A 17,105-nucleotide genomic window follows, 5' to 3' on the forward strand; every position below is an offset into this window, starting at 1 on the left:
CATAGGGTTCGGTTTCGGACCCCCTGCTCCGGTGGTGGAATCGGTAGACACACCGCACTCAAAATGCGGCGCCGAAAGGCGTGCGGGTTCGAGTCCCGCCCGGAGTACAGTATGGCCCCGGACCTTACGAGGTTCGGGGCCATGCCTCCGTCGATGTGGCCGTTTGTCCGGCCAATTGCGCAGAGTTCTGAGTTCTTTGTCAGGAAGTGCCAGGACAGAGCATTGGAGTTTCCATGGAAGTGTGTGCAACACTGCCCGGGAGTCTCCTCATCGATGAGGAGAGACCGCTAATCTGGAAGACATCATGCCAAGGGCATCGACCATGCCCTGTGCCGTTTCGTGCCAAAGGAGGCCACGGTGGTGAAGAGTGAAGACAGCCCACAAGAGGAGCTGGAGTTCCTTGTCGATGAGGTTGCCGACGATGGGGAGGAGCGCAGGTACCGTGCTCTCGTCGTCGAGGATGAGGCGCTCATCCGTCTCGATATCGTCGAGACCCTGACAGACGCAGGCATCGAGGTTGTCGGCGAGGCCGCCGACGGTGAGACCGCCGTCGCCAAGGCTAAAGAGCTCGAACCCGATGTCGTCGTCATGGACGTCAAGATGCCGGGGATGGACGGCATCACCGCCGCTGAACATATTCTTGCGAACCGCACGTGCGCCGTTGTTATGCTCACCGCGTTCTCGCAGCGCGAGCTTGTCGAGCGGGCGCGAGACTCCGGCGCGATGGCATACGTCGTCAAGCCTTTCACTCCGGCTGATCTCATTCCTGCCATCGAAATCGCTGTGTCTCGGTTCCACGAGATTGTCTCGCTTGAGAGCGAGGTCGCAAGCCTCACCGAGCAATTCGAGACCCGCAAGCAGGTCGACAGAGCCAAGGGCCTCCTCATGTCGAGGATGGGGCTGACGGAGCCGGAAGCGTTCCGCTGGATTCAGAAGACGTCAATGGACCGCAGGCTCACCATGCGTGAAGTGGCCGATGCCGTCATCGACCAGGTGGGTAGCTGATTAGGTCCGCGGCTTGACGTAGCGAACGGTCAGCGAGCCGAACGCTGTCAAACGGTCGCCGGAGAAGATGTCGACCTTGACCCAGATCGTGCCCGCCGATTGTGCGATGACGGTGCCGACCCCGCGGACGCTGTCGGTCGTCGCCGGACTTACGTGTGACACGTGAAGGTCGGTACCGACCGGGACGAGGCCAGGTGGGCAGTTCATCATGGCGATGCCGGAGGCAAGGTGTTCGACGAGGACGCCGTTCATGCCGCCATGCAGGAGACCGTAGGGCTGCGTATTTCCCTCAACGGGGAGCGTCCCTTCCATCGTGTTCTCACCAACGTGTGTGATGTCGAGTCCGATGCGTTCGGCGAGCGCGCCCATACCGCGTTCAAGGTGATTGTCCATGCGCCCACAGTAGCCGACGGCTGAAAATGGCGGGCTTGGGACGTACCCTGTAGTGGTGAATCAACGACTGCTCCTCCTCGACGGCCACTCGCTCGCCTTCCGAAGCTTCTTCGCCCTCCCGAAGGACTCCTTCCGCACCTCTCAGGGGCAGTACACGAACGGCATCCACGGGTTCATCAACACCTTGCTTAAGCTGTACGCCGACGTCGAGCCGACGCACGTGGCGGTCGCTTTTGATCTGTCGGGCGGAACCTTTCGCACGAAGGAATACGCGGCCTACAAGGGCGGACGCGCCGACTTCCCCGAGGAATTCGAAGGTCAGATTCCCCTCATTCAGGAGGTCCTCGATGCTCTTGGCATCGAGTGGATCACGAAGGACCAATTCGAAGCTGATGACATCATCGCAACGCTCGCCGACAGGGGAGCGAAGGCAGGCATGGATGTCGTTGTCTCCTCGGGCGATAAGGATGTCTATCAGCTTGTGAGCGATTCCATTACCGTGCTGTACCCGATGCCGCGGTCGCACATGCTGGAAATGACACCCGAGGTGGTGAAGGAGCGCACGGGCGTTCCGCCCGAGCTGTACTCAGACCTGGCGGCTCTCGTCGGAGAGAAGGCAGACAACTTGCCGGGGGTCCCCGGCGTGGGCGCGAAGACGGCCCAAAAGTGGATTTCGACCTACGGTGGGCTCGACGGCATCATCGAGCACGCCGATGACATTGGTGGCAAGGTTGGGGTCTCGTTGCGCGAGAATCTCGATCAGGTCAAGCTCAACCGGAAGCTCAACGAGCTCCTGCGGGACATGCCCCTCGACGTCACCTTCGATGCACTCAAACCTCGGGGAGTCGATCGTGAGGCTGTCCATCAGCTCTTTGACACCCTCGACTTCACGTCCCTGCGGTCTCGGGTTCTTGCCGAGCTGCCGCTCGCCGACGGCGATTCCGAGACGGCAACGGAAAGCCTCGTCGGACTTCAGCCAGTTAAGGCGGCACCTGGTGATCTTGCCCGATGGTTATCCGCGCGCGAGGGGCACCGGCTCGGTCTCTTTATCGTTGGCAACGGACAACCGCGCCGCGGCGACGTCGACCTCATAGCTCTCGCATCGGAGTCCGGTGACGCCATTGTCGCCGACCGAGTCGAGCTGTCCGAAGAGGATACGGTTGCCTTGACGACCTGGTGCGAGGACGAGTCTGCGAAGGTGGTCCACGAGGCGAAGGCCGCGTGGCATGCGTTGAAGGGGTCTTTCGACGTTGAGCTCGCCGGTGTCGACGTCGATACGGAGCTCGCCGCCTATATCCTTCACCCCGACCAGCGCAGCTACGACCTCAGCGACCTCGTTGTCCGTCACGTCGGCATGACGCTACCGGATATGACCGCCGGTGAGCTTGACCTCGGCCTTGCCCTCGGCGGGGGTGCCATTGAGGGACCCGCCGCACGAGCGTGGGCGCTTCTGCCGCTCGCTGACGTTCTCGAGCGAGAAGTTGCCAAGCGCGATTCGACCGACCTTCTGCATGACATCGAGCGCCCCCTCATGACCGTCCTCGCCCGCATGGAACACGTGGGCATTGCCGCCGACACGTCTGTGTTCGACGAGCTCTACGACGAGTTTGACTCGCGTGTGAACCGGGCGGCGGAGTCGGCGTATGCCGCCATCGGGCATGAGGTCAACCTCTCGAGCCCGAAACAGCTCCAGGTTGTCCTCTTCGACGAACTTGGACTGCCACCGACGCGGAAAACGAAGTCGGGTTATACGACGAATGCAGAGGCACTGACAGATCTGTACGCACAACTTGCGCTACGTGAGGATGATCGTGCGGTCGCCGGACGGGAGTTCCTGGGACAGCTACTCGAACATCGCGACGCGATCAAGCTCAAGCAGTCCGTTGAGGGACTGTCGAAGTCGGTACTGGATGATGGACGGATTCACACGAGCTTCCAGCAGACGGTCGCGGCGACCGGAAGGCTGTCCTCGACGGAGCCGAACCTGCAGAATATTCACGCTCGAACGGAGGAAGGCCAGCGAATCCGGGAGGCGTTCGTCCCCGGTGCGGGTTACGAGTCGATCATGACAGTCGACTATTCACAAATTGAGATGCGGCTCATGGCACACGAGTCTGGCGACACCGCTCTCATCCAGGCCTTCATCGACGGTGAGGACCTGCATTCTTATGTTGCCGGCCATGTCTACGGGGTCGACCCGAGCGATGTCACGCCGGCTCAGCGGAACAAGATCAAGGCGATGAGTTACGGGCTTGCCTACGGCCTGTCCGCCTTCGGACTGTCGCGGCAGCTCCGGATCGAGCGCTCCGAGGCACAGGAGCTCATGGACGACTATTTTGAGAGGTTCGGCGCGGTGCGCCGCTACCTCGAATCGGTCGTCGCACAGGCGCGGCGGGACGGTTACACGTCGACGATTCTCGGCCGCCGCCGGTACCTTCCAGATCTCACCTCCGACAACAGGCAACGCCGTGACGCGGCGGAGCGGATGGCGCTTAACGCCCCCATCCAAGGTTCAGCGGCTGACATCATTAAGATTGCGATGCTTGGTGTCGACCACGCGCTACGCGAGAATGGCTTCGACTCGCGGGTTCTCCTCCAGGTTCACGATGAACTCGTTCTCGAGATCGCCACGGGTGAAGAGGAGAGCGTTCGCGACGTCGTCACTGCGCAGATGGAGTCCGCGGTCGACCTGTCCGTCCCGCTTTCGGTTGGGGTCGGTGTCGGGCCAAGTTGGCGGGCCGCCGCGCACTGACAATGAGGGTGCCGGGCAGCATCGCACCGCGGTCCGGTCCCCACGCGCCCCACGTCTCGTCTGTGCCGGCCTTCCATCCCGGCTCAAGGAAGCCCTCGATGAGAAACCCGACGCCGACGAGGCCGTTCATGTGATCGGCGACAGTGTGCGGGAACTCTGCGTAGACAGCTTGACCATCGGCCTCTTCGACGTATGCCTCTGCCGTCCCATACGGACGGATAACAGTGAGATCGGCTGCGAACGGTGAATCCGGGAAGACCCAGGAGAACGGGTGCGTCACAGAGTAGATCCATGACCCGCCGGGGCGCAGAACGCGAAAAATCTCCGCAAATGCGGCGGTGAGATCGGGCAGGAAGCTCAACGCGCCGAACGATGTGAAGACCGTGTCGAACGACGATTCCGCGAACGGTAACGCTGTCACGTCGGCCTGGACGAGGGGGACGTGGACTCCGGTGCGCTCGTTGAGGACCGCGGCCGCTTTGAGCATTCCCGCCGACACATCGCTCGCGACGGGGGAGTGGCCGTGTGCTGCGAGCCAGCGAGAGCATTGCGCTGCGCCGGCACCGATCTCAAGAATGCGGCCCGGACGATCGGGAAGTAGCCGGAGATCTTCTTCGGTATAGCCCTCGGGGCTCCACTGGAAGCGGATCTCGCCGAGCGCCGGATGCTCGCGCAGATAGTCCTCGGCGTTGCGATCCCACCAGTATTGGGCGATGCGAGCAGGGTCAGGAATCGCCGAGCTCGGTCGGACATAGGGTTCCATATCTCAAGTGTCCCACGGACGCTTGCTGACATATGGTTCGCGTTGGTCACGGGGGCAGAACATACGCATGGTCGTGCGCGTCACATGAACGGAATTTCTTGACCGTATTGCCTGGCATCCACGGTTCTAAGGCGTTAGTGTGGGTTCTTGGATGTCCAATGGACAACCGCCAATTCTGTCCGTCTATTAACTGTCCCATCGGAGACTACAACTCAATGACAACATCTACGCCCGAGCAGCCGACCTCCCCGCAGGTCGCAGTCAACGACATTGGCTCGAAGGAAGAGCTCCTCGCCGCCGTTGACGAGACCATTAAGTATTTCAACGACGGGGACATTGTCGAGGGCACCATTGTCAAGGTGGACCACGACGAGGTCCTTCTCGACATTGGATACAAGACCGAGGGCGTTATTCCCTCGAAGGAACTGTCGATCAAGCACGACGTTGACCCCGATGAGGTCGTCGCCGTCGGTGATCGCGTCGAGGCCTATGTCCTCCAGAAGGAAGACAAGGAAGGCCGCCTCCTCCTCTCCAAGCGCCGTGCACAGCAGGAGCGCGCATGGGCCAAGATCGAGGAGATCAAGAACACGGACGGCGTTGTGTCCGGAAGTGTCATCGAGGTCGTTAAGGGTGGCCTCATTGTCGACATCGGCCTGCGCGGCTTCCTGCCTGCGTCACTGGTCGAGATGCGCAGGGTCCGCGACCTCCAGCCGTACATCGGCCGCGACATCGATGCGAAGATCATCGAGCTTGACAAGAACCGCAACAATGTCGTTCTGTCACGCCGCTCCTTCCTCGAGCAGACGCAGTCCGAGACCCGCAGCCACTTCCTCAATACGCTTCAGAAGGGCCAGATTCGCGAGGGCGTAGTCTCCTCCATCGTGAACTTCGGTGCCTTCGTTGACCTGGGCGGCGTCGACGGCCTCGTCCACGTGTCCGAGCTGTCGTGGAAGCACATCGATCACCCGAACGAGGTTGTCGAGGTTGGCCAAGAGGTCACCGTCGAGGTGCTCGAGGTTGATATGGACCGTGAGCGCGTCTCCCTGTCGCTCAAGGCGACGCAGGAGGACCCGTGGCAGGTCTTCGCACGCACCCACGCCATCGGCCAGGTTGTGCCCGGCAAGGTGACGAAGCTCGTTCCGTTCGGCGCGTTCGTCCGTGTTGAGGATGGCATTGAGGGCCTCGTCCACATTTCTGAGCTGGCGCAGCGCCACATCGAGCAGCCCGAGCAGATCGCGAAGGTCGGCGACGAGCTGTTCGTCAAGGTCATCGACATCGACCTCGAGCGTCGCCGCATCTCCCTGTCGCTCAAGCAGGCCAACGAGGGCGTCGACCCCGCTTCCGAGGACTTCGACGCATCGCTCTACGGCATGGCGTCCGAGTACGACGAAGAGGGCAACTACAAGTACCCCGAGGGCTACGATCCGGAGTCCGGCGAATGGCTCGAGGGTTACGAGAAGGAGCGCGAGGCGTGGGAGGCCGAGTACAACCAGGCCTACGCCCTGTGGCTCGCCCACAAGGAGCAGGTTGCGAACGCCGCCCAGGTCGAGGAGGAGGCTGTCGAGACAGCTCCCGCCCCGCGCGAGCAGGCTCCGGCAACCTACACGTCCGGCTCTGAGTCGACCGGTACTCTCGCATCGGATGAGGCGCTAGCCGCCCTCCGTGAGAAGCTGACCGGCCACTGATGAGGTAGATGGTTGAGGGGACCGCTGAGGCGGTCCCCTCAACCATTTACGTGCCCACGGCTGGATTTCGCGCCGTGACCGACTATCGGCTCGCGGTATCCTCGTGGCACAGAAAGAGATGAAAGCAGTCGCATGATCGTTCTCACCGGCTTCGGCCCGTTCGGGCCGCCCGAGACCGTCGCCCACGACGAGAACCCGAGCGAGACGTTGGCGCTGGCGGCTGGACGGGCTATCGGAGCCCACGTCGAGATTCTTCCCGTCTCCTATGCGGCGGTGGCGAATGTTGGCGCGTTGCTTGCCGATGCTGAGCTTGTTCTCTCCCTCGGCGTGGCGGGTTCGCGGCAGGCGCCCATGCTGGAAAAGCACGCTGTCAACTGGCGTGAGTCACGCATCCCAGATATCGACGGGAAGCATGCTCGCGGGGAGCTTATCGACGTCGCGGGCCCGGATACGGTGAGGACCGGCTGGGATGTCGATGCCGTCGCGTCCGGGGCTGGTCTTGGCGTGTCACTGAGCGCAGGCGCGTACGTGTGCAACGCGCTGTCGTACTCCCTGTATCGTCACCATAGGAACGCCTGTTTCCTCCATATTCCGCCCAGCGAGCACATGGGGCTCGATGAGGGTATCGACCTGATCGGAAGGATCATCACATGCTCTATGTCGGTTTGACCGGCGGCATCGCCTCGGGCAAGTCGCTCGTCGCACCTCGGCTGGCGGAAGCGGGGATGCGGGTGATGGACGCCGATGCGATTTCGCGTTCACTCACGGCCCCGGGAGGAGCGGCCGTTCCTGCTGTGGCGCAGCGCTTTCCCGGCATCGTCCACGACGGCGTCGTTGATCGAGAGGCGCTGTCAGACATCGTCTTCAAGGATGCGGAGCGGCTGGCCGAGCTCAATGCGATCGTTCACCCTCTCGTTCACGAGGGCATGCGGGACCTATTCCAGCAGTATGTGACCGAAGATCCCGATGCGATCGTCGTCGAAGAATCGCCGCTCCTGATCGAGACCGGCCGCGGGTACGTGCCGCAGTTCCTCATCGTCATCACGACTCCCGATGACACGCGCGTTCATCGTCTCGTCGAGCATCGCGGCATGAGCGTGGACGAGGCCCGGACACGGATCAGCACACAGTTCACCGACGAGGAGCGGACGCCTTTCGCGGACGCAGTCATCGACAACAGCGGTTCACTCGCTCATCTCGATGAGCAGATCCAGACGGTCATCGACCGTGTCACGACGTTCCACGACAATGTCCGTAGCGAGCACGTCCCACATGCGAGGGGGCGGCACATCATGCATGCCGAGCGGCTGACGGGGAAGCTTGCGCACACCGGCGTCCAGGCCCGAGTCAAGGGCATGGATGTCATCGTTCCCGCGGGCACGCCGGACGCGAACCTTCGCCACGTCTGCTGCATCCCGCATGGTGATGTGTGGGTGCGTCCCGACTCAGAGGCCTACGTCGAAGTCCGCTTCGAGGGGACACCCTAGGAGAGTGCCAAAGGGTCGCGCTAGCCTATGACCATGCGACCTGTGACTGACCTTGTACGCGCCGAGGCGCCGTTCGAAGTTGTCTCTGACTACACCCCCTCGGGTGACCAGCCAGCAGCGATTGAGGAGCTGGCAGAGCGGATCAACAACGGCGAAAAGGATATCGTCCTGCTCGGCGCCACCGGCACGGGCAAGTCGGCGACAACCGCCTGGCTCATCGAACAGATTCAGCGCCCCACCCTCATTCTTGAGCCGAATAAGACGCTCGCAGCCCAGATGGCGTCGGAGTTCCGCGAGCTCCTCCCGAACAACGCGGTCGAGTACTTCGTCTCGTACTACGACTACTACCAGCCTGAGGCATATGTTCCTCAGACGGATACGTTCATCGAGAAGGACTCGTCGATCAACGACGAGGTCGAGCGTCTCCGTCACTCGGCAACGAACTCGCTCCTGACCCGCAGAGACACGGTCGTTGTTTCCTCTGTCTCCTGCATTTACGGCCTTGGCACGCCCCAGGAGTATGTCGATCGGATGGTGCGGCTCGAGGTTGGTCAAGAGATTGATCGCGATGACCTGCTCCGTCGGTTTGTCAGCATGCAGTACACGAGGAACGACATTGCCTTTACCCGCGGCACGTTCCGGGTCCGGGGCGACACGATCGAGATCATCCCCGTCTATGAGGAGCTCGCGATCCGGATCGAGATGTTCGGCGACGAGATTGACGAGCTGTCCTTCCTCCACCCCCTGACGGGCAATGTCATCCGTCAAACCGACCATGCCCACCTCTTCCCGGCCTCCCATTACGTCGCTGGGCCGGAACGGATGGAGAGGGCGATCAAGTCGATCGAAGAGGAGCTTGATGTGAGGGTCGCCGAGCTGGAGCGCCAGGGCAAACTGCTCGAGGCGCAGCGGCTCTCCATGAGGACGACGTACGACCTAGAGATGATGCGGAACGTCGGTTCGTGCGCTGGAATCGAAAACTATTCCCGCCACATCGATGGTCGTGGCCCTGGAACTGCCCCCAACACGCTGCTCGACTACTTTCCTGCAGACTTCGTTCTCGTCATCGACGAGTCCCATGTGACGGTGCCGCAGATTGGCGCGATGTATGAGGGCGATATGTCGCGTAAACGCACGCTTGTTGAGCACGGTTTCCGGCTGCCGTCAGCGATGGATAACAGACCGCTGAAGTGGGCTGAATTCCTCGAGCGTATTGGACAGACCATCTACCTGTCGGCCACTCCCGGCAAGTACGAACTCGAGCAGTCCGATGGGGTTGTCGAGCAGATTATCCGCCCGACCGGCCTCATCGATCCCGAGGTTGTCGTTAAGCCGACCGAGGGCCAAATTGACGATCTTCTTGGCGAGGTCAAGGCGCGTACCGCCCGTGACGAGCGCGTCCTCGTCACAACCCTAACGAAGAAGATGGCGGAGGATTTGACCGACTATCTCGCCGAGCGCGGAGTCCGGGTTGAATATCTCCATTCGGACGTCGACACACTTCGCCGCGTTGAACTGCTGCGTGAATTACGCCTCGGCAGGTTCGATGTCCTCGTCGGTATCAACCTGCTCCGCGAGGGACTCGATCTGCCGGAGGTGTCGCTCGTCGCGATTCTCGACGCGGATAAACAGGGCTTCCTCCGGTCGACCACGTCCCTTATCCAGACGATCGGCCGCGCGGCTCGCAATGTCTCCGGCCAGGTCCACATGTACGCGGATTCAATTACTCCGAACATGCGGGAGGCTATCGATGAGACGAACCGCCGCCGGGAGAAGCAGGTCGCATACAACACGGCGAAGGGCATCGATCCGCAGCCGCTGCGAAAGAAGATCGCGGACGTCACCGACATGCTCGCTCGCGAGGAGATCGATACCGCAGCCCTCCTCGAAGGCGGCTACCGGAAGTCGGCTCCCTTGCCCCAGACCCGCGAGGGTCTGGCGAATCAGGCCACCGGCGACTTGCGTTCTCTTATCGCTGAACTCGACGAGCAGATGAGGCAGGCGGCCGAGAATCTCCGGTTCGAGCTTGCGGCGCGCCTGCGCGATGAAATCAAGGATCTCAAGAGAGAGCTCCGCCAGATGGAGTCGGCGACAGGCTAGGCAAGTCGGCAATGTCATACTCACCGGCGCTCCCCACGGCTGGGAACTGGGACTTTTCTCCCCTATAGTTGCCTCTGAAGCTAGCGAAGGGGAGTATTCCCGGACAACAGCGAGCCGCCATCACGGTGCCCCGGCACTCGGTTCGCGACCGGCAACGGTGGGAAGAGACCTTCGGATCAACAGACCGGAGGTATGTTTTGCTGGCACACCAGCTCACCCATGTTCCCCTGCCGATGGCGCCGTCCACACCCTCCCAAATGGTCGTCCACACGTGGGAATGGTTCGCTCTTGGCGCGGTCATCATCGTTCTCATTCTCGTCGACCTCTTCGGCCACGTCCGCAAAGCCCACGAGCCAACAATCAAGGAAGCGGCGATCTGGTCCGCTGGCTATGTCGCGATCGCGCTCGTGTTCGGCGCCGTCATGTTCTGGCGGCACGGCTCCACATTCGCAGGTGAGTACTTCGGCGGTTATACGGTCGAGAAGGCGCTGTCCGTGGACAACATCTTCGTCTTCATCATCGTCATTGCGTCGTTCAAAGTTCCTCGGCTGTACCAGCAGAAGGTGCTGCTCTACGGCATCGTCATGGCGCTTGTCATGCGCCTCATCTTCATCCTGCTCGGTGACGCCCTTATCCAGCGGTTCGTGTGGGTGTTCTTCATCTTCGGGCTCTTCCTCCTCTACACCGCCATCGCTCAGGTGCGCGAGGGAGTCGAGGACCCCGACGAGAAGAAGAAAGAGATCGAGCAGTACAAGCCGAACGCGATCGTCCGTTGGACCGAGAAGCGCTTCCGCGTGACCGAGGGCTTCGTCGGCCAGCGCCTCGTCGTCCGCCGCGACGGCAAGTCATGGCTGACCCCGCTGTTCCTCTGCATAGTCTCCATCGGCACCGTCGACCTCATCTTCGCCCTCGACTCCATTCCCGCGATCTTCGGCCTCACGCGCGAACCATTTATCGTGTTCTCCGCGAACGCTTTCGCCCTGCTCGGACTTCGCCAGCTGTTCTTCCTCGTCGATGGGCTTCTCGAGAAGCTCATTTACCTTCACTACGGCCTAGCCGTCATCCTCGGCTTCATCTCCTTCAAGCTCATCATCCACGCCTTCCATGGTTACGACCTACTGCTTGTTATCCCGGAGCCGCCGATCAGCGTGTCGCTCGGTGTCATTCTTGGCGTCATCGTCGTGACAGTCGTTGCTTCCCTCTGGGGCAACAGAAAACGGGCTCGGAAGAATCTCGAGTCGGACACGGGCGAGCGGGTGACAGACGTGACCGGCGACGAAAGCCCACAGGACGACGCCGACACGGGGCAGGGGACTGGCGCCTACTCCAACCCCGGTACACGCCGCAGCGATGACGGCGATGCCGAGCGCGCGTAGCGCGCCGTGAAGTTCGCGATGATCCTATTGGCACACGTCACGTCCCACTGAGACGCGGCTCTGATCAAGGTGTCGGCTTCTTCGGGTGCGAAGTAGCCGGCATTCTTGTAAATGCGGATGCGGGTCGCGATGCCATCGGCGTCGAGCTCCGGGTGGAACTGCGTGCCATAGAGGTTCGTCCTGATGCGGAACATCTGGACGGGGCACGCCGCAGACGTCGCCAGGAGAACGGCATGGTCCGGAAGATGGCGCACGGCCTCCTTATGGCCGACAAACGCCGAGAACTGACGGGGAATGTCCGCAAGGAGCGGATCGTCCCGCCCCGCATCAGTCACGTGAATCGTGGTGCCCCCGACCGGCTCGCTGTACGTGAAGTCGATAACCGCACCCTGGTGGCGTCCGAGCGTGCCCACCCCATAGCACGCACCAAGAAACGGGAAGTCGCGGTCGACGACTTCGTCGAGAAGAGTGGCGATCTCCGCCTCAACCCGGATCTGGGTCGCAGATTTCGTCTCCTCGGGCTCGGACCCCGTGAACGGGCTGCCGCCCACAATGATCCCCGAATAGTCGTCGAGATCGAGGGCTGGCATAGGGGCCTGCTCGAGGCGAACCCGGTGCACGTCCGATGCACTGAGATTCCCGAACCGGAGGATCTGGTCGAACTCGTCGTCCGCCGCTTTGTTCTCGGCGCGTGTGGCGATGAGTAGGAAGGGCTTCATGGTGTCAGATTAGCGGCTGTTAAGGCCGCGACCATGCATTGTCTGGCAGGCGTCCCATGCGGGAGGCAATGACGGCACACACGAGTAGCTGGATCTGGTGGAACACGATGACGGGGACGGCGATGGGGCCAATGATGGCGGCAGGGAAAATCGCCTGCGCCATCGGCAACCCGGTCGCGAGAGACTTCTTCGACCCGCACATGAGGACAGCGATCCTCCCGGCCCGCTTAATCTTCGCCCAGCCGGAGACGTACCACGTGAACGCGAGAATAAACGCGAGCAAGACGGACGAGATGAGGATGAGGGCGAGGATCTGCCACACCGACACGCCGTCCCACGTGTTCGCTGCTGTTGAGTCGAGCACCGCAGCAAGAACAATGACGACAACCGTCCCCTGGTCGTAGACGCGAAGCGCTCGCGGATGTCGCCTGATTCGGTCACCGAGTTTCGGTTGGAGGAGCTGGCCGACAATGAAGGGCAGAAGGAGCTGGGTGAGGACGTTTGTCAGCGAACCAGCTGATGCTCCCTCGATGTTCATGAAGACGAGGACGTACAGGGGCGTGAGGAACATGCCGATGACGTTCGACAGCGTCGCCGCACACACGGCCGCCCCCGTGTCGCCCCCCGCTATCGACGTGAATGTCACCGACGACTGAATGGTCGAGGGCAGGAATGACAGGTAGAGGAACCCGGTCGCAAAACCCTCGCCGACGAGCGGCACGAGGAAGGAATGGCTGGCGAGTCCGGCAAGCGGGAAGACGACATAGGTGGAGGCGAAGATGAGGCCCTGCACCTTCCAGTTCGTCAGCCCTGACAGAACTTCGGTTGTCCGCAGGCGCAGACCGTAGAGGAAGAACAAGAGGGCGACGAGGATGTCACCGGAGAACGCGATGCCGGCCCGGACGCCATCGGGCGCAGGCCAGATGAGGCCGATGACAAGCGCCGCGATGATCGCGACGATGAAGGGATCAAACTTCTTCACGACCACGGGCCGTAAACGACCGTCCACTCTCCGAGGTCAATGTGCGAAACGATGCCGGACGTGACGAACGGGTCGTCGTCGAGGAGGCGGCGCGCCTGCGTCTCATCGGTCGCGGACACAAGGAGGAGGGCGCCGTCACCTCGAGGACCGCTCGCCAGGAGAGACCCGTCCTCATAGAGTCCCTTGAGGTACTCGCGGTGCGCGGGACGCACGTCGTGGATGTCGGTACGTTCGGGGTCGTATGTGTAGAGAGCTGCGTAAATCACCAGCGCCGTCCTTCCCATTCGTCGAGATGTGGGCGCTCATCGCCCAGTGTCGTTGAGTCTCCGTGGCCGGGATGAATAACGGTCGAGTTATCAAACTGGGCAAAAATCCGGTCCCTCACGTCATTGAACAGGAGGAAGAACGCCTGGTCGGATGGCGTCTGCCCGATGCCGCCGGGGAAAAGTGAATCACCGGTGAGGATGTGGTTGCCGACAACAACTGCGCAACCTTCGGGTGTGTGACCACGGAGAGTGATGAACGTCAGCTCGAGATCGCCGAACGCGTGGACGGCGCCGTTCTCAATGATGAGATCGGTGTCGAGGGGAAGCGCTTTCGCTGTCGCGGACGTTGCCGCGATCTGTGCCTCGGGGAACACGTGCGAGACCGTCTCGAGGGCCTCGATGTGGTCCTCATGCTCGTGGGTTGTGATGATGGCATGCACTGTCTTATCGGCCGCCAGCTCGACGATTCGATCGGGCTCGGCAGCCGCATCGACGATGACGGCGTCGCCCCTGCGGTTCTCCAGCAGGTAGACATTGTTGTCCATCGATCCGACTGACATTTTTGTTATCGTCACGTCACCGAGGGCGATCGTGACTGGCGGCTGGTCCGGGCCTGTGTGATATGTCGTACGCATGCCACTAAGGGTAACGTTCTCGCCCTGAAAAGGTCGATTGACGCCGGGAGCGAACCGACATCAGTACACTTGTTCGATTGCCGGGTTGGGCGGGTACACTGTTCCGCGTGACCGAACAAATTGTCGTCCAGGGAGCGCGGGAGCACAACCTCCGCAACGTCGATCTGGAGTTACCGAGAGACAACCTCATTGTCTTTACGGGCCTGTCGGGTTCAGGCAAATCATCCCTCGCTTTCGACACGATCTTTGCCGAGGGCCAGCGCCGTTACGTCGAATCGCTGTCATCCTATGCTCGCCAGTTCCTTGGGCAAATGGATAAGCCGGCGGTCGATTTTATCGGCGGCCTGTCTCCCGCGGTGTCAATTGATCAGAAGTCGACGAGCCGGAACCCGCGGTCGACGGTTGGCACCATCACCGAGGTCTACGACTATCTGCGACTGCTCTACGCTCGCGCCGGCATTCAGCATTGCCCGGTGTGCGGGGAGGAGGTGAGCTCCCAGTCGGCCGAACAAATCGTGAATCGGATCATGGAGCTGCCCGAGGGGACCCGCTTTCAGATCCTCGCTCCCGTCGTCCGTGGCCGCAAGGGTGAGTACAGCCAGCTGTTTGCCGACCTGCAACAGCAGGGCTTCTCTCGCGCAAAGGTCGACGGTCAGCTCATCCGACTCGATAGTCCGCCCGTCCTCGACAAGAAGCTCCGCCACGACATCGACGTTGTCGTCGACAGGCTTGTCCGCAAGGATTCGACGCGGCGCCTGTCCGACTCGGTCGAGACGGCCCTTCGGCTGACCGACGGTCTCGTCGTCGTCGAGCGCATGGATCGTGACGAGGGCGATAAGGAGAGGCTACGACGTTACTCCGAGAAGCGTGCCTGCCCGAACGATCATGTCCTCGCGCTCGAAGAAATCGAACCCCGCACATTCTCTTTCAATGCCCCATACGGTGCGTGCCCCGAATGTTCGGGCATTGGCGCGAAGCTCGAGGTGGATCCGGAGCTTGTTGTGCCGGACGAGTCCCTGTCGTTGAGAGACGGCGCGATTCTGCCCTGGGCCGGTAACAAGGCGTATTTCACCCGCCAGCTCACCGCGCTCGGAAAAGACGTCGGGTTCTCCATCGATACCCCGTGGGGTGAATTGTCGCAGGACGTGCGAGATATTCTCCTCTACGGACGCGACTACAAAGTCGAGGTGAAATACCGGAACCGCTGGGGCCGTGAGCGCACGTACTCGACCGGGTTTGAGGGCGTGCTCGACTTCGTCAAGCGCAAGAGAGAAGAGACGGAGTCAGAGTGGTCGAAGGGCCGCTACGAGGCCTACATGCGAGAAATCCCGTGCCCGGTCTGCAAGGGAGCGCGGCTCAAGCCGGAAGTTCTTGCCGTCACCGTCGGCGGTATGTCGATCTCCGAGCTCACGCATATGTCGATCCTCGAGGTCTCCGAGTTCCTCGGGAAACTCGAACTCGACGCGAAGCGACGGGCGGTGGCGGACGCCGTGCTCAAGGAGACACAGTTCCGCCTCGGCTTCCTCATCGACGTTGGCCTTACCTATCTCACGCTTGCGCGAGGGGCAGCTGGCCTCTCCGGCGGTGAGGCGCAGCGGATCCGGCTCGCCACACAAATTGGCGCCGCGCTCGTCGGCGTCCTCTATGTCCTTGACGAACCGTCGATCGGCCTTCATCAACGCGACAACGCTCGTCTGATTGAGACGCTGACAAAGTTGCGCGACCTCGGCAACACTCTCATCGTCGTCGAACACGATGAAGACACCATCCGAGCTGCCGACTACATCGTCGACATCGGCCCTGGTGCGGGCGAGCACGGGGGAGAGATCGTCTACACGGGGAATTATGACGGCCTGCTCAAGCAGGACGACTCTCTGACTGGCGCCTACCTGGCTGGCAGGCGCAGCATTCCCGTGCCGAAGAAGCGCCGCACTGTCGACCCGGACCGGGAGATCGTCGTGACCGGCGGCCGGGAAAACAATTTGAAGAACGTGACAGTTGCCTTCCCACGGGCGTGCTTCGTCGCGGTCACGGGCGTCTCCGGTTCGGGTAAGTCGACGCTTGTCAACTCGATTCTGTATAACTCGCTTGCTAACCAGCTCAACCGCGCTCGGATCGTGCCCGGCCGGCACACGTCGGTGACGGGCTTGGAAGACCTCGACAAAGTCATCCACGTCGACCAGTCTCCGATCGGCCGCACCCCGCGGTCGAACCCGGCAACGTATACGGGCGTCTGGGACCGGATCCGGAAGCTGTTCGCGGAAGTGCCCGAGTCCAAGATACGCGGTTACGGACCCGGCAGATTCTCGTTCAATGTCAAGGGCGGACGGTGCGAATCATGCAAGGGCGACGGCACGATCAAGATCGAAATGAGCTTCCTGCCTGATGTGTACGTCCCGTGCGAGGTATGTGGCGGTAAGAGGTACAACCGCGACACTCTCGAAGTGAAGTACAAGGGCAAGTCGGTCTCAGACGTTCTCGAGATGACAATCTCGGAAGCGCTCGAGTTTTTTGGGCCCGTCACCGGGATCACCCGCCACCTGTCGACTCTCGAGTCGGTCGGCCTCGGGTACGTTCGTCTCGGCCAGTCCGCGACAACACTGTCAGGCGGTGAGGCACAGCGGGTCAAACTCGCGTCCGAGCTCCAGCGGCGCTCGAACGGCCGAAGCGTGTACGTGCTTGACGAGCCGACAACGGGCCTTCATTTTGAGGACGTTTCGAAGCTCCTCAAGGTGCTCAACGGACTGGCGGACAAGGGCAACACCGTCATCGTCATCGAACACAACCTTGACGTCATCAAATCGGCGGATTGGGTCATCGACATGGGCCCCGAGGGTGGTGCCGGTGGCGGTGATGTCATCGCCGTTGGCACTCCGGAGGACGTGGCGAAGGTCCCGGAGTCGTACACTGGCCAGTTCCTTGCGCCGCTTCTGAGGTAGACG

The 17,105-nt window shown here is 61.6% G+C and carries 14 protein-coding genes and 1 tRNA gene; 9 read left to right on the forward strand and 6 right to left on the reverse strand.

Annotation, left to right across the window (positions count from 1 at the left end; all coding sequences use genetic code 11):
• Positions 1-25: 25 nt before the first annotated feature.
• Both H7E91_RS09380 and H7E91_RS09385 read left to right on the forward strand, forming a co-directional pair.
• A tRNA-Leu gene (locus H7E91_RS09380) sits at positions 26-107 on the forward strand.
• 283 nt (positions 108-390) lie between these two features.
• Positions 391-1,005: an ANTAR domain-containing response regulator gene (locus H7E91_RS09385; protein ID WP_182354879.1), complete on the forward strand. Its 615-nt coding sequence runs from the start codon at positions 391-393 to the stop codon at positions 1,003-1,005.
• Here the strand turns inward: H7E91_RS09385 and H7E91_RS09390 are convergent, their stop codons facing one another.
• Positions 1,006-1,398: a PaaI family thioesterase gene (locus H7E91_RS09390; RefSeq protein WP_182354843.1), complete on the reverse strand. Its 393-nt coding sequence runs from the start codon at positions 1,396-1,398 to the stop codon at positions 1,006-1,008.
• A gap of 52 nt (positions 1,399-1,450) precedes the next feature.
• On the opposite strand from H7E91_RS09390, the gene polA reads away from it, so the two are divergent.
• Positions 1,451-4,150, forward strand: a complete 2,700-nt coding sequence (polA, locus tag H7E91_RS09395; protein WP_182354844.1) for a DNA polymerase I — start codon at positions 1,451-1,453, stop codon at positions 4,148-4,150.
• Here the strand turns inward: polA and H7E91_RS09400 are convergent.
• A complete protein-coding gene (locus H7E91_RS09400; RefSeq protein ID WP_182354845.1) occupies positions 4,059-4,913 on the reverse strand; it encodes a class I SAM-dependent methyltransferase in 855 nt (284 codons plus the stop codon). The genes polA and H7E91_RS09400 overlap by 92 nt on opposite strands.
• Before the next feature lie 215 nt (positions 4,914-5,128).
• Between H7E91_RS09400 and rpsA the strand changes: the two genes are divergently transcribed.
• The 5 genes from rpsA (at position 5,129) to H7E91_RS09425 (ending at position 11,561) form a co-directional block, all read left to right on the forward strand.
• Positions 5,129-6,598 (forward strand): 30S ribosomal protein S1, encoded by a 1,470-nt coding sequence (gene rpsA / locus H7E91_RS09405; RefSeq protein WP_182354846.1) that lies wholly within the window; start codon positions 5,129-5,131, stop codon positions 6,596-6,598.
• A gap of 132 nt (positions 6,599-6,730) precedes the next feature.
• A complete protein-coding gene (locus H7E91_RS09410) occupies positions 6,731-7,267 on the forward strand; it encodes a pyroglutamyl-peptidase I family protein (RefSeq protein WP_182354847.1) in 537 nt (178 codons plus the stop codon).
• Entirely contained in the window at positions 7,249-8,085 is an 837-nt protein-coding gene (coaE, locus tag H7E91_RS09415; protein WP_182354848.1) for a dephospho-CoA kinase, read from the forward strand. The genes H7E91_RS09410 and coaE overlap by 19 nt, the downstream gene beginning before the upstream one ends.
• 33 nt (positions 8,086-8,118) lie before the next feature.
• Positions 8,119-10,185 (forward strand): excinuclease ABC subunit UvrB, encoded by a 2,067-nt coding sequence (gene uvrB / locus H7E91_RS09420; RefSeq protein WP_182354849.1) that lies wholly within the window; start codon positions 8,119-8,121, stop codon positions 10,183-10,185.
• Between the two features lie 257 nt (positions 10,186-10,442).
• On the forward strand, positions 10,443-11,561 hold the full coding sequence (locus tag H7E91_RS09425) for a TerC family protein (protein ID WP_182354880.1): 1,119 nt from the start codon (positions 10,443-10,445) through the stop codon (positions 11,559-11,561).
• Here H7E91_RS09425 and H7E91_RS09430 read toward each other — a convergent pair.
• The 4 genes from H7E91_RS09430 to H7E91_RS09445 are packed head-to-tail and all read right to left on the reverse strand — an operon-like array spanning position 11,507 to position 14,163.
• Positions 11,507-12,280 carry a glutamine amidotransferase gene (locus H7E91_RS09430; RefSeq protein ID WP_182354850.1) on the reverse strand — a complete coding sequence of 258 codons (774 nt, stop codon included), beginning with the start codon at positions 12,278-12,280 and terminating at the stop codon, positions 11,507-11,509. The two genes, H7E91_RS09425 and H7E91_RS09430, sit on opposite strands and share 55 nt — an antisense overlap.
• A 19-nt stretch (positions 12,281-12,299) precedes the next feature.
• The gene (locus H7E91_RS09435) at positions 12,300-13,262 is read right to left on the reverse strand and encodes a bile acid:sodium symporter family protein (protein ID WP_338401786.1); all 963 of its coding nucleotides are present in this window, start codon (positions 13,260-13,262) and stop codon (positions 12,300-12,302) included.
• Positions 13,259-13,528, reverse strand: a complete 270-nt coding sequence (locus H7E91_RS09440; protein ID WP_206680408.1) for a YciI family protein — start codon at positions 13,526-13,528, stop codon at positions 13,259-13,261. The genes H7E91_RS09435 and H7E91_RS09440 overlap by 4 nt, the downstream gene beginning before the upstream one ends.
• Positions 13,525-14,163 (reverse strand): MBL fold metallo-hydrolase, encoded by a 639-nt coding sequence (locus H7E91_RS09445; RefSeq protein WP_182354851.1) that lies wholly within the window; start codon positions 14,161-14,163, stop codon positions 13,525-13,527. Before H7E91_RS09445 ends, H7E91_RS09440 begins: the two co-directional genes overlap by 4 nt.
• Before the next feature lie 107 nt (positions 14,164-14,270).
• Here H7E91_RS09445 and uvrA point away from each other — a divergent pair, with 107 nt between their 5' ends.
• Entirely contained in the window at positions 14,271-17,102 is a 2,832-nt protein-coding gene (uvrA, locus tag H7E91_RS09450; RefSeq protein ID WP_182354852.1) for an excinuclease ABC subunit UvrA, read from the forward strand.
• Positions 17,103-17,105 lie beyond the last annotated feature (3 nt).

The organism is Flaviflexus huanghaiensis, from assembly GCF_014118685.1.
In the GTDB taxonomy this organism is placed as follows: domain Bacteria; phylum Actinomycetota; class Actinomycetes; order Actinomycetales; family Actinomycetaceae; genus Flaviflexus; species Flaviflexus huanghaiensis.

Excerpts from the sequence above, each read along its gene's own strand:
- H7E91_RS09390 (WP_182354843.1), bottom strand. The coding sequence starts at position 1,398 with ATGGACAATCACCTTGAACGCGGTATGGGCGCGCTCGCCGAACGCATC.
- H7E91_RS09400 (WP_182354845.1), bottom strand. The coding sequence starts at position 4,913 with ATGGAACCCTATGTCCGACCGAGCTCGGCGATTCCTGACCCTGCTCGC.
- rpsA (WP_182354846.1), top strand. The coding sequence starts at position 5,129 with ATGACAACATCTACGCCCGAGCAGCCGACCTCCCCGCAGGTCGCAGTC.
- H7E91_RS09410 (WP_182354847.1), top strand. The coding sequence starts at position 6,731 with ATGATCGTTCTCACCGGCTTCGGCCCGTTCGGGCCGCCCGAGACCGTC.
- coaE (WP_182354848.1), top strand. The coding sequence starts at position 7,249 with ATGCTCTATGTCGGTTTGACCGGCGGCATCGCCTCGGGCAAGTCGCTC.
- uvrB (WP_182354849.1), top strand. The coding sequence starts at position 8,119 with ATGCGACCTGTGACTGACCTTGTACGCGCCGAGGCGCCGTTCGAAGTT.
- H7E91_RS09425 (WP_182354880.1), top strand. The coding sequence starts at position 10,443 with ATGGTCGTCCACACGTGGGAATGGTTCGCTCTTGGCGCGGTCATCATC.
- H7E91_RS09430 (WP_182354850.1), bottom strand. The coding sequence starts at position 12,280 with ATGAAGCCCTTCCTACTCATCGCCACACGCGCCGAGAACAAAGCGGCG.
- H7E91_RS09445 (WP_182354851.1), bottom strand. The coding sequence starts at position 14,163 with ATGCGTACGACATATCACACAGGCCCGGACCAGCCGCCAGTCACGATC.